The organism is Saccharothrix longispora, assembly GCF_031455225.1.
GTDB lineage: Bacteria > Actinomycetota > Actinomycetes > Mycobacteriales > Pseudonocardiaceae > Actinosynnema > Actinosynnema longispora.
Genome location: NZ_JAVDSG010000001.1, coordinates 5,105,387 through 5,117,081 on the forward strand (window position 1 = coordinate 5,105,387; position 11,695 = coordinate 5,117,081).

General features: G+C 71.8%; 12 protein-coding genes and 1 tRNA gene. 6 read left to right on the forward strand and 7 right to left on the reverse strand.

Translation table 11 applies throughout. The features are described 5' to 3' along the window. The first annotated feature begins 31 nt into the window (after positions 1 to 31). Positions 32 to 262 (forward strand): acyl carrier protein, encoded by a 231-nt coding sequence (locus J2S66_RS20930; protein WP_310308909.1) that lies wholly within the window; start codon positions 32 to 34, stop codon positions 260 to 262. A 25-nt stretch (positions 263 to 287) separates the two neighbouring features. On the opposite strand, the gene J2S66_RS20935 is transcribed toward J2S66_RS20930, so the two are convergent. The 4 genes from J2S66_RS20935 to J2S66_RS20950 all read right to left on the reverse strand — a co-directional run bounded on the left by J2S66_RS20935 (position 288) and on the right by J2S66_RS20950 (position 3,995). Beyond that, on the reverse strand, positions 288 to 1,067 hold the full coding sequence (locus tag J2S66_RS20935; protein WP_374726104.1) for an SDR family NAD(P)-dependent oxidoreductase: 780 nt from the start codon (positions 1,065 to 1,067) through the stop codon (positions 288 to 290). Next, the gene (locus tag J2S66_RS20940; protein WP_310308912.1) at positions 1,060 to 2,226 is read right to left on the reverse strand and encodes a pyridoxal phosphate-dependent aminotransferase; all 1,167 of its coding nucleotides are present in this window, start codon (positions 2,224 to 2,226) and stop codon (positions 1,060 to 1,062) included. The genes J2S66_RS20935 and J2S66_RS20940 overlap by 8 nt, the downstream gene beginning before the upstream one ends. Continuing rightward, positions 2,226 to 2,765 carry a phosphopantetheine-binding protein gene (locus J2S66_RS20945; RefSeq protein ID WP_310308913.1) on the reverse strand — a complete coding sequence of 180 codons (540 nt, stop codon included), beginning with the start codon at positions 2,763 to 2,765 and terminating at the stop codon, positions 2,226 to 2,228. Before J2S66_RS20945 ends, J2S66_RS20940 begins: the two co-directional genes overlap by 1 nt. Before the next feature lie 375 nt (positions 2,766 to 3,140). Then, positions 3,141 to 3,995, reverse strand: coding sequence for an alpha/beta fold hydrolase (locus J2S66_RS20950; protein ID WP_310308914.1), 855 nt, complete (start codon positions 3,993 to 3,995; stop codon positions 3,141 to 3,143). 248 nt (positions 3,996 to 4,243) lie between these two features. Here J2S66_RS20950 and J2S66_RS20955 point away from each other — a divergent pair, with 248 nt between their 5' ends. The 4 genes from J2S66_RS20955 (at position 4,244) to J2S66_RS20970 (ending at position 8,358) form a co-directional block, all read left to right on the forward strand. Further along, a complete protein-coding gene (locus J2S66_RS20955; RefSeq protein ID WP_310308915.1) occupies positions 4,244 to 5,047 on the forward strand; it encodes a hypothetical protein in 804 nt (267 codons plus the stop codon). Positions 5,048 to 5,228: 181 nt separating this feature from the next. Next, the gene (locus J2S66_RS20960; RefSeq protein ID WP_310308916.1) at positions 5,229 to 5,558 is read left to right on the forward strand and encodes a YciI family protein; all 330 of its coding nucleotides are present in this window, start codon (positions 5,229 to 5,231) and stop codon (positions 5,556 to 5,558) included. Then, positions 5,555 to 6,796, forward strand: coding sequence for an RNA polymerase sigma factor (locus J2S66_RS20965; RefSeq protein WP_310308917.1), 1,242 nt, complete (start codon positions 5,555 to 5,557; stop codon positions 6,794 to 6,796). Before J2S66_RS20960 ends, J2S66_RS20965 begins: the two co-directional genes overlap by 4 nt. Before the next feature lie 131 nt (positions 6,797 to 6,927). After that, positions 6,928 to 8,358: an MFS transporter gene (locus J2S66_RS20970; protein WP_310308918.1), complete on the forward strand. Its 1,431-nt coding sequence runs from the start codon at positions 6,928 to 6,930 to the stop codon at positions 8,356 to 8,358. Positions 8,359 to 8,495: 137 nt separating this feature from the next. Here the strand turns inward: J2S66_RS20970 and J2S66_RS20975 are convergent. Then, positions 8,496 to 8,572 (reverse strand) — tRNA-Leu (locus tag J2S66_RS20975). Positions 8,573 to 8,625: 53 nt separating this feature from the next. Then, positions 8,626 to 8,907 carry a metal-sensitive transcriptional regulator gene (locus tag J2S66_RS20980; RefSeq protein WP_306749853.1) on the reverse strand — a complete coding sequence of 94 codons (282 nt, stop codon included), beginning with the start codon at positions 8,905 to 8,907 and terminating at the stop codon, positions 8,626 to 8,628. Between the two features lie 273 nt (positions 8,908 to 9,180). Between J2S66_RS20980 and J2S66_RS20985 the strand changes: the two genes are divergently transcribed. Beyond that, positions 9,181 to 9,522: a histone-like nucleoid-structuring protein Lsr2 gene (locus tag J2S66_RS20985; protein WP_310308919.1), complete on the forward strand. Its 342-nt coding sequence runs from the start codon at positions 9,181 to 9,183 to the stop codon at positions 9,520 to 9,522. Between the two features lie 64 nt (positions 9,523 to 9,586). Here the strand turns inward: J2S66_RS20985 and pabB are convergent, their stop codons facing one another. Further along, positions 9,587 to 11,608, reverse strand: coding sequence for an aminodeoxychorismate synthase component I (pabB, locus tag J2S66_RS20990; protein WP_310308920.1), 2,022 nt, complete (start codon positions 11,606 to 11,608; stop codon positions 9,587 to 9,589). Positions 11,609 to 11,695: the final 87 nt, after the last annotated feature.

Genomic DNA, 11,695 nt, shown 5'->3' on the forward strand with positions numbered 1-11,695 from the left:
GGCATCCAGCCGACGGACACCGGAGGACGCAATGTACGAGCTGTTGAAATCAGTCATGACCGAGGTCCTGCTGCTGGACGTCGACGGGGTGCGCCCGGACGCGAGCCGCGAGGACGCGGGCCTGGACTCGCTCGCCGTCGTCGAGCTGTCCATGGTGCTCAGCCAGCGCCACGGCATCGAGATCACCGACGACGAGCTGCTCGAACTCGACACCGTGGCGGAGATCGTCGCGCTCATGGAGCAGCGGACCGCCGGCGTCTGACGTCCCGACGCCGGCGCGCCCGGTCTCAGCTCCGCAGGTAGGAGGCGCCGTTCAGGTCGAGGATGGCGCCACTGGCCCACTCGGCCTGGGCGGAGGCCAGGTAGAACACGCCCTCGGCGATCTCGCCCGGCTCGGCGACCCGGCCGAACGGGCTCTGCGCCCTGATCTCGTCACCGCCCGGTGGCAGGAGCCAGTCCGTGGTCATCTCCGTGGCCACGAACCCGGGCGCCACGGCGGAGACCGCGATCCGGTGCGGCGCGAGCGCGAGCGCCAGCGACTGGGTCAGGGAGTTCAGGCCCGCCTTGCTGGCCCCGTAGGCGGGCACGTCCGGCTCGCCGCGGAACGCGCCGCGCGACGAGACGTTGACGATCCGCCCGCCGCGCCCCTGCTCCGTCATGTGCCTGACCGCGCACCAGGTCACGTTGGCCGCGCCGATCAGGTTGACTCCCAGCGTCGTCCGCCAGTGCTCCTGCCAGGCCGCGTAGTCGACCTCCGTGATCGGGTGCGCGACGAAGACACCGGCGTTGTTCACCAGGACGTCCAGGCCGCCCAGCTGTTCGACGGCCGAGTCCACCGCCGCCGGCAGGGCCTCGCTGTCCATCAGGTCGGCCTCGACGACGACGTGCCCGGCGCCGTCGAGCCCGGCCACCAGTTCCCCGGCGACGCCACCCGCGCCCCTGTCGAGGATCGCCACCCGGTCACCGGCCGCCGCGAACCGCCTCGCGATGGCCCACCCGATGCCCCGGGCCGCCCCGGTCACGAGGACCGCGCGGCCACCGGCCGACTCACTCACGTTCTCAACCATGGGTCAGACTCCCGCTCGCCAACCTGTCGACAGCTTCGGCCAGTACCTCGTCCGGAAGGGAGAAGCAGGCGCGGACGTACGGGCGCTCCGGCGCGCCCAGGTAGAACGCCTCCCCCGGCACCGTTCCGACGAGGTTGTCCTCCAGCAGCACCTCGGCCGCTTCCGCCCCGGTCGCCACGCCCATCCGCGAGCAGTCGACGAACAGGTAGTACGAGCCTTCCGGTTCGTTGGGCGACAGCCCGGCCGCGGCGAAACCCTCCGCCAGGAACCGGCGCTTCCGGTCGTACATCGCGCGGAGGTCGCGGTAGTAGTCGTCACCCAGGCCCAGTGCCCGCGCGCCGATCTCCTGCAACGGGGTCGGCGCGCAGACGACGAGCGAGTCGGCCGCGATCCTGATCGCGCCGACCAGCCGTTCCGGGCCGGAGGCGTAACCCAGCCGCCACCCGGGAACGCTGAACGACTTCCCCAGCGACGACAACGTCACCGTGCGCTCGCCGAGGTTCCCGACCGTCGCCGCGGCGAGGTGCGGGGCCGCGTCGAAGTAGATGTCCTCGTACACCTCATCGCTGATGACGAGCAGGTCGTGCTCGTCCGCGACGGCCGCGACGACGGCGAGTTCCGCCGCGGTGAGCCGACGCCCGGTCGGGTTGTTCGGCGTGCAGAGGATCATCGCGCGCGTCCGGTCGGTGACGGCCGCCCGCAGCGACTCCTCGGTGATCCGGAAATCCGGCCCGACCAGCCGGACCGGCTCCGGGTGCAGGTCCAGCACCTGGAGCGAGGACAGGTAGTAGCTGTAGAAGGGCTCGAACAGGATGACGCCGTCCCCCGCGTCGAGCAGGGCGCTGAGCGTCGCCATGAGGGCGCCCGTCGCGCCGACCGTGGCCACGACCTGGGTCGCGGGATCGACGCTGAGCCCGCTGCACCTCTTCAGCTTGTCGGCGGCGGCTTCGCGGAAGACGGCGAGGCCCTCGGGCTGGCTGTACGAATGACCGAGGTGCTCGAAGTCCCGCGCGCCCGCGGCCAACGGCGAAGCGGGCGGCGGGACCTGGCTGAGCCCCTGCGCGAGGTTGACCGCGCCGAGTTGCCGGCAGCGCACGGTCATGGCCCCGAGGACGGACTGCTGCAGGCCCCGCATCCTCTTGGCGACCCCGACCACCATCAGCCCCCGCTGCTCAGCCGGTCCAGCAGCTGGTCGAGTTCCGCGACGGTGGGCGCGTCGAAGAGTTCGTTCATCGAGATCTCCAGGCCGAACTCCGGGCCGACCCGGCCCGCTATCACCATGGCGTCGATCGACTCGCCGCCCATGATGAAGAAGTTGTCGTCGATGCCGCACCGGGTCCGGCCCAGCACTTCGGCGAAGACCGCGCACAGGACTTCCTGGCGGGGGGTCTCGGGCGCCCGGTAGGGCAGCAGGCCGCGCAGGTCGGGTGCGGGGAGCGCCTGCGCCTCCGGCGTTCCCGCGGAGTCCACCGGAATGGCGTCGACGACCACGACGGCGGCCGGCACCGCGCTGCCCGGCAACCTCTCCCTGAGGTACTTGTGCAACGCGGCCAGGTCGAGACCGGGGCTGCTGGGCACGACGTAGGCCACTCCGACCTGGCCCACGGGTTCCTGAACATGCGTCAGGACCGCGGCCTCCGCGAGTTCGGGGTAGGCGGCCAGCACATCTCGCACATCCTGGATCGCAGTAGCAGCCATCAGCCGCTCACCTTCCATTCGGGCTTCGAGATTCTCCCCCGACAACCTTCGCAGCCCCGGGCCTGCCGGCGATCTTCCGCATTGCTCAGATCGGGGCCGGCTCGGCAATGGGAGAGATGCCACCGAAGGCGTCTTCCGTCCGGGAGGAACGGCGCCATTACGAGGTGGTCGAAATCCGGCGGTACAGGAGGTATGTCGCATTCCGCGCGGCGCGCGGGTGGTCGCGGGTCGAACCCCGCCCACACCATTCCGGCGGATTCGACATCGGGGGTACCGCGCCGTGACCGCCGGTGCGGTCACGGCGGTCACGGCGGTCACGGCCCGGTCGCGGCCCGGTCGCGGCCGGCACCACGCGGTGGCCGACCCGGTCGACGGTCAGAGCGCGAGCATCGCCTCGGCGACCTCGTCGGAGGCGGCGACGGGGATCGCGGTCGAGGCCTTCTCCAGCACGAGCAGCCGCGCGCCGGGGATCTCGCGGGCGAGCGCCTCGCCGTTGCCGACCGGGAAGAACGGGTCGCGGCGGCCGTGCACCACCAGCGTCGGCACCGCGATCTCGGGCAGGCGCTCGCGCCAGCGCCGCCCGCAGTCCAGCCTGGCGAACACCATGCCCACGTGGTTGGCGATCCGGACCGAGTCGTTGGCGCCCGGCGTGCGGTCGTAGATGCGCTCGGCGGTCGCGCGCGCCTCGGCGGGGTCGTCGTCGAAGACCTCCGCGGCGATGCCGGCGAACTTCACCACGGAGGCGCGGTCGGACCAGTCCGGCTTCGGGAGCGAGAACCGCTTCTTCATCTTCGCCGCGTCGTGGTCGGGCAGGTCGGGGTCGACCGGGCCCGGTGCGACGGACCGCGTCCCGACGAGGGTGAGCGCCGAGAACGCGTCCGGGTGGTCGAGCACGGCGAGCTGGGCCACCATCCCGCTGACGCCGATGCCCGCCAGGTGCGCCGGGCGGTCGTCGAGGCCGCGGGCGAGCGCGGCGGCGTCGGCGGCGAGGTCGCGCAGCGTGTACCTCGGGGCGTCGGGGTCGACGGTCGTCGACGTGCCGGCGTCGCGCAGGTCGTAGCGCACGACGTGGCGCCCGCCGCGGGCGAGCGCCTCGCACAGCGCGTCGGGCCAGGCCAGCATGGTCACACTGCCCGCGAGCAGCACGAGGGGCGCCGTCTCGTCGCCGAAGTGCTCGACCCCGAGCGTAATTCCTCCGGGTGTGCGAAACGAGTGGGCCGTCGAGCGCATGGTCAACCTCCAGGGGCAGCTGTGTGATCACGGCTACGCTACTCCCCGGAGCCTTTCGGCGTGCCGGAGCCGGATGTGCGGTCACGACGGCCGCAATGGGGAAGTTGTCGGGGGAATCGGTCCTCGCGAAGCTGTCAGCACGGCCGTTCCGCCCCGATGAAGGAGCGCGGCGACGTTCGTCTTCAACGGGTACGCGGAAGTCCCGCTGGTGTCCGAGGGCTGAAGTGCCCGAGGGGAAGGAAACACCGATGCAGGCCGTCATTGGTACCAAACCACTGTGCAGCAGGCTCAGCTCCGGGGACGGGGCGGCCGTCCTGGTCGCCGACTTCCAGCCGCTCACCCCGGCGCCGCGGCTCAGCCGGCTGGTCGGCGACGTGGCCGCCGGTCACCCGGTCTACCAGGTGGACCCGCGCGGCGCGCTGTCCGGTGACCGGCTCTACGCCGCCCTGCCGGAGCTGGCCGACGAGACCGCCGCCGCCTTCCGCGCCGACGAGTCCGCCGCGACCGGCGACCGGCGCGTGTTCGTCGTGGGCCACTGCAGCGCCGCCGGCCTGGCCCTGCAGATCGCCGAACGGCTCGCCGGCGAGCGGGAGGTCACCGCCATCCTGGTGCAGCCGACCTGGCCCGGCACGGACCACGTCACCGAGCGCTTCGCCGAGTTCCAGGGGAAGTTGGGCGTCGGTGGTCTCGCCAGTCCCGACCTGGACGGCGATCCGCTGTCCTGCGTCGCCGGGATGGAGCAGCTCATGAACGAGGGGCTGGCGGGGGTGGCGACGCGGCTCGGCCTCACCAAGCCCCCTCTGGCGTTCTCCGAGCTGCTGGTGTCGTACCGGACGTGGCTCGCCTTCCTGTTGGCCTGTCGCAACGACGGCCCCGTGAAGGTGCCCTCCGACGCGGTCGCGATCTCGGTGCTGACCGACGAGCCCGGCTTCGTGCTGCCCGGGAGCGTTCCGGAGCGGTGCCGGATCACACCGCCGCCGCCCGCGGAACGGCCCGACGCCGTGACGCCGGAGCTGGCCGAGCGCCTGCGCGACCTGGTCGACGGCCGCTGAAGCGGTGGGTGCGGTCCGCGCGGCCGCGCGGCGTCGCGGCGGGCCGGGAACGCCGGTTCGGCAACCCGTAGGGCGAGGTCCTCGCGGGTGACCCGCCGGCCGGCGGGCGCCGCGGTATTACGCTGGCCGACGCACCGGACCGCTTCACCACACTGTCCTGACGCCAGAGGAGATGTTGCGGATGCAGTACCTGCTTTCCGTGATCCACGACCAGGCCAGCATCGACGACCCGGACGAGCAGGCTGCGATCGACGTGTTCAACGACCGGCTCCGCGCCCAGGGGCACTGGGTGTTCGCCGGTGGGCTCAGCGGACCGGAGAACGCCACCGTCATCGACCCCCGGGGCGCGGAGGCGGTGGTCACCGACGGTCCGTTCCTGGAGTCGAAGGAGTACCTCGCCGGTTTCTGGATCATCGAAGCACCCGACCTCGACGTCGCGCTCAAGCTCGCGACCGAGGGGGCGAGGGCCTGCAACCGGAAGGTCGAGGTGCGGCCGTTCGTGGCCGTGTGAGCGGGTTCGACGTCCGGGAGGCCATCACCCGCGCCCACCACGAGGAGTGGGCGCGGGTGGTCGCCCTCCTGACCAGGCGCTTCGGTGATCTCGACATCGCCGAGGAAGCGGCCGCCGAGGCGTTCGCGACCGCCGTCGAGCGGTGGTCGGTCGACGGCGTGCCGCCCAACACCGCCGCCTGGCTGACCACCACCGCCAACCGCAAGGCCATCGACCGCATCCGACGCGAGAGCAAGCGCGACGAGAAGCAGAGGGAGGCTCGGATGGTGCACGGCGCCGGCCCGCGCGAGCCCCCCGGCGCCATCGACGACGACCGGCTCCGGTTGATCTTCACCTGCTGCCACCCGGCGCTGGCGGTGGAATCCCGCCTGGCGCTGACGTTGCGCATGGTCGGCGGTCTGACCGTGCCCGAGATCGCCCGCGCCTTCCTGGTGACGGAGAGCGCCATGGGGCAGCGGATCACCCGCGCGAAGGCCAAGATCAAAGCGGCGCACATCCCCTACCGCGTGCCGGCCACCGAGGACCTGCCGGCACGCGTCACCGGCGTGCTCGCCGTCCTGTTCCTCGTCTTCAACGAGGGCTACCTGGCCACCAGCCCCGACACCGACCCCGTGCGCCACGACCTGACCGCCGAGGCGATCCGGCTCGCCCGCCTGATCCGCGACCTGCTGCCGGACGACGGCGAGGTGGCCGGGCTGCTGGCGCTGATGCTGCTCATCGAGGCCCGCCGACCGGCCCGGGTCTCGGCGAGCGGTGAACTGGTCCCCCTGGCCGAGCAGGACCGCGGGGCGTGGGACGCGACGCTGATCGCCGAGGGCCACCGGCTGGTGCGCGAGCGCCTCGCCGCGGCCGCCGCCGGGGTCGCCCCGGGCCGCTACCAGATCCTCGCGGCGATCAACGCCGTGCACACCTCCGCCCGGGACATCCGCGACACCGACTGGTCGCAGGTGCTCGCCCTCTACGACCAGCTCGTCCGCGTGGACCCCTCGCCGACGATCGCCCTCAACCGGGCGATCGCGGTCGCCGAGGTCGACGGCCCGGACGTGGCGCTGGCCGCCGTCGACCGGCTCGGGAACGCGCTGGCCGGCTACCACGCCTACCACGCCACCCGCGCCGAGCTGCTGCGCCGGACGGGCCACGGCCGGCAGGCGCGCGCGGCCTACGACCGGGCCATCGAACTGGCCGGCAACACCGCCGAGACCGCCTACCTGACCCGTCGCCGCGACCAGTTGGGGTAGCCGGGCGGGCGTTCCGGGGTGCCGCAAAAAATCTCCGGGGCGGTGTCGGATCGGGCCGGCGGCGTTCGTAGTAGGGGCGAGAGGTCGCCCATGAGGGGGCGCCCCCGACGGAACCGAGAAGGACGTTCCTCATGACAAGCACGACGGAGCCGGGCGCGGGCACCGCACGCCTCTCCAGCCGCCGGATGTGGGCGATCCTGGGGCTGGTGCTGCTCGCCGACGCCATCGACGTGATCGATGGGACAATCACGAACATCGCGGCCCCCACCATCGCCCGCGAGCTCAACGGCGGTGAGAGCCTGATCAAGTGGGTGGGACCGGCGTACATGCTCGCCATGGGCGTCCTGCTCCTGATCGGCGGCCGGCTGGGCGACAAGTTCGGCCAGCGCAAGCTCTTCCTCATCGGCATGGGCGGCTTCACCCTGGCCTCGGCGGTCATCGGCTTCTCGCCCGACCCGGGCCTGCTCATCGCCGCCCGGGTCGCCCAGGGCGCGTTCGGCGCCCTGCTCATCCCGCAGGGCATGGCGATCATGACGAAGGCGTTCGACCGCGAGATGCTCGCCAAGGCGTTCGGCCTGTTCGGCCCGGTCCTCGGCATCTCCAGCGTCGGCGGCCCGGTCCTGGCCGGGTTCATCATCAACGCCGACCTGTTCGGCCTGTCCTGGCGCCCGATCTTCCTCGCGAACATCTTCCTCGGCATCATCGGGATGATCATCGCCGTCAGGATCCTGCCGCGCGACGACGACGCCGACCGGTCCACCGTCGTCGACGGTTGGGGCTCCGGCCTGCTCTCGGTGGCCATGTTCGGGCTGCTGTACGGCCTGATCGAGGGCTCGACCAACGGCTGGCACGCCCTCTCCGTCATCGCGGTCGTCGTCGGTCTGCTGTTCTTCGGCGCCTTCGCCTACCGCCAGCGCACCGCGGAGCACCCGCTCATCAAGCCCTCGCTGCTGAAGAACCGCGGCTTCACCTCCGGCATGGTCGTGGGCCTGGTCGCCTTCGCCGCCAGCACCGGCCTGTTCTTCGTGCTGTCGCTGTTCATCCAGGAAGGGCTGCACGCCAGCCCGCGGGACGCCTCGCTCGGCCTCGTGCCGCTCACCGTGGGTCTCATCGGCGCCAGCTTCGCCGCCATGGGCGGCCTGGTCACCAAGCTCGGCCGCAAGCTCGTCTTCATCGGCCTGGGCGTCTCCATCGTCGGTTGCGGTTGGGTCCTGGCCCTCGTCAAGTTCTCCGGGACGGACCTCAGCCTCTGGGCGCTGGCCCCGGCGTTCGTCGTCATCGGCGTCGGCACCGGCCTCTGCTTCACCACGATCCCGACCGTCGCCCTGGGCGACGCGAAGCCCGACGAGGCCGGCAGCGCCAGCGGCTCGCTCGGCTCGATCCAGCAGCTCGCCTCGGCGATCGGCTCGGCCGCGGTCACGTCGGTCTTCTTCATGGCCGCGACGTCCGGGTTCGCCCACGCGATGGAGGTCACCCTCATCGTCGTCCTGGCCGCCACGGCCCTCAGCCTGCCGTTCGTGGTCCTGATGCCCCGCAAGGCGCCGTCGGAACCCTCGGAGTGAGCAACCGGCCACAGCGCCGAGAACGGCCGGTCGACGGGTGGGGACACCACGTCGGCCGGCCGTTCTCGTCGAGGGAGGTGTCCTGACCGGGCGCGTCCGGAGGTCCGGGCGATCGTCCCGTGCGGCCCGGTCGGGCGTGGTGCCCCCGGTGCGACTCGAACGCACACTGGACGGATTTTGAGTCCGCTGCCTCTGCCGATTGGGCTACGGGGGCCGGCGGGAGCACTCTACTGGATCAGGGCGCCCCGGCCGGGCACGGGGGCGCGGTCAGGAGCGGACCAGTCGGGTGATCGCCGCGGACGCCTCGGCGATCTTCTCCTCGGCCACCTCGCCGCCCTCGGCCGCCGCCTGGGCCACGCAGTGCTTCAGGTGCTCTTCCAGCAGGCCCAGGGAGACCGCCTGGAGGGCCTTCGTGGCCGCAGAGATCTGGGTCAGGACGTCGATGCAGTAGTCGTCGTTCTCGACCATGCGCTGGAGACCGCGCACCTGGCCCTCGATGCGCCTGAGCCGCTTGAGGTACGCGTCCTTGTCCGCCGTGTAGCCGTGCACCGTCCCCCACCTTCCCTACCCTGGGCGGGTATCCGAGTCCAGGATAGGCCACCCGACCGGGTGTGACGGGCACCACGGAGGGGCCTTCGGGCAGCCTCGCATTTCAGGCCGTGTGGTTTAGCCCGTGAAATGACCCGTCCGGGGGCATCCAGTCACATTTTCATGCCGAAAGGTTAGGCGATATTCCTCTCGTGCACTATGGTGACCCCCGAAGCGTGTGGCGCAGAACAAGTCGAGGGCAGCACGCGCTATGCGAGCACACACGGAGGAACAGTGGCACAGCAGACCGTCGTCCAACTCATCGACGACCTCGACGGCAGCGAAGCCGCCGAGACCGTGACCTTCGCGCTGGACGGTGTGGAGTACTCCATCGACCTCTCCAAGGACAATGCGGACAAGCTCCGCCAGTCCCTGGCCGACTTCGTCGCCAAGGCACGCCGTGCGGGTGGGCGCAAGCAGCGCAAGGGCACCGGCAAGAGCACCGTAAAGGCTGGTGACAAGGCCCAGGCGCAGGCCATTCGGGACTGGGCCCGGGCACAGGGGCACCAGATCTCCGACCGCGGCCGCATTCCCCAGGGCCTGGTCGTGCAGTTCCAGGAAGCGCACGCCTCCTGACCTGCGGGGCAACCGTTCCCCTGCGGTCGGCCACGGCCCACCGCAGGGGAAAACGCAGGTCACGTCATGCGCGGTCGGGGAAGCCCGTGCCGAGCAGCCTGAGCAGGGCGGTCGCCTTCACGGCGGTCTCCTCGAATTCCTCCGCGGGGTCAGACAGCGCGATGACAGCGCCGCCGACGCCGAAACTCACCTTGTCCCGGTCCACCACCAGCGTCCTGATGACGATGCTGAAGTCGGCGGTTCCCGACAGGGAGAAGTATCCGAGTGCCCCGGAGTAGACCCCCCGGGCCCCGGCTTCCAGCCCGTCGATGATCTGCATTGTCCGGATCTTGGGGGCGCCGGTCATCGACCCGCCCGGGAACGCCGCCCTAACGGCCGCGGTGGCGGAAGTGCCGGAACGCAGTCTCGCCCGAACCGTGCTGACGAGCTGGTGCACGGTCGCGTAGCTCTCCACCTCGAAGATCCTGGGCACCTCGACGCTGCCGACTTCCGCGCAATGGCCCAGATCATTGCGCACGAGGTCCACGATCATGAGGTTCTCGGCGCGGTCCTTCGCGCTGGTCGCCAAGGCCCTCCGCAAAGCGCGGTCCTCCTCCGGCGTGCGGCCCCGCGGTCGCGTCCCCTTGATTGGTTCGGATTCGACGACACCCTGTCGGTCGATCCGGATGAACCGCTCGGGTGAAGTGCTGAGCACGGAGAGCGCACCGAAACGGAGCAGTGCGCCGAACGGGGCGGGGCTTTCCGCGCGGAGGAACCGGTAGGCGTCCCACGGGTCGACGGCACCCCGCCACGTGACGGTGTTCGTCAGGCACACCTCGTAGCTCTCGCCGGCCGTGATGGCCTCCTGGCAGGCCGCGATGAGCTTCAGGTACTGGGTGCGGCCGTGCCGGGCCTGCGCGGAGTCCCCGCGAGGCCCCCGGGGAACACGCCCGGCGGGCACCTCGGCGGGCGTCGGGAAATCGCGCAGGAATGCCTCCGTTCGGTCCAACCAGCCGTCCTCGTCGCTCAACGCGAGCAGGTGGCAGCACCGGGATTCGTGGTCGAAAACGACCGCCCGGTCGGCGAACACGAATGCCGCGTCGGGTTGCTCCGAACGGTGGGCGGCCTCACCGCCGCATTCGGCCTTCAGCTCGTAGCCGAGGTAGCCGACCCAGCCGAGGGCGAAGTCGAACGGCACGTCGGGCTGCTCCACCCGCCACGCCGCCAGGTCGGCCTCCAGCCAGTCCAGGAACGGCCCGGGGCTCACCACCCCGTCGACGGTCACCTCGCCGGCCCCCACGTCGTAGGTGGCCACCCTGGCGAGCGGGCCGGAGGCGTCGCCCATGACGGAGAAGCGGCCCCGGCCACCGGGCAGGCTGCTGTCGAGCCAGAACGCGTCCGCGGAGTCGCCGTACAGGGCCGCGAACACCGCTTCGGGCGACGGGTGGGCCTCGACCCGCCGCACCAGCACGGAACGGCCGGGGGCCGCGACGGGGGCCACCGGGGCGGGCGCGACGGCCGGTTCGACGGCGGACGCCGACGTGAGGTCGCGGAAGTTCGCGAGCAGGTCGCGGCCGTGCGCGGTGCAGACCGACTCCGGGTGGAACTGCACGCCCCACCGCGGGCGGGTCCGGTGCCGCACGGCCATCAGCACGCCGTCCGACGCCGACCACGCGACCGGTTCGAGGGAGGCGGGCAGGTCGGAGACGGCCAGCGAGTGGTAGCGGACGACGGCCAGCGGCGACGGCAGGCCCGCGAAGAGGTCGACGCCGGTGTGCCGGACGTGGTCGACGACGCCGTGCCGGGGCGTGACCAGGCCCACGGAGGCGCCCTCCGCGAGGCACAGGGCCTGGTGGCCGAGGCAGACGCCGAGCAGCGGCACGTCGGCGTGCTCGACGACGGCGCGGCCCAGGCCGAGGTCGGCGGCGCGCTGCGGCCGACCGGGGCCTGGGCCGATCACCACGTTGTCGAACGAGGACAGGTCGGACAGCCGGAACCGCAGGTCGTCGTTGGCGACGACGACCGGGTCGCGCCCGTTCACCTCCGCCAGGAACTGGAAGAGGTTGAAGGTGAACGAGTCGTGGTTGTCGATGAGCAGGGTCCGCATGGCGACCAGCACGGTACCCGCCGGGGGCACCCGGACGGACGAACCCGGGAGGCCGGACGCGGGAGGCCGGACGCGGGAGGCCGGACG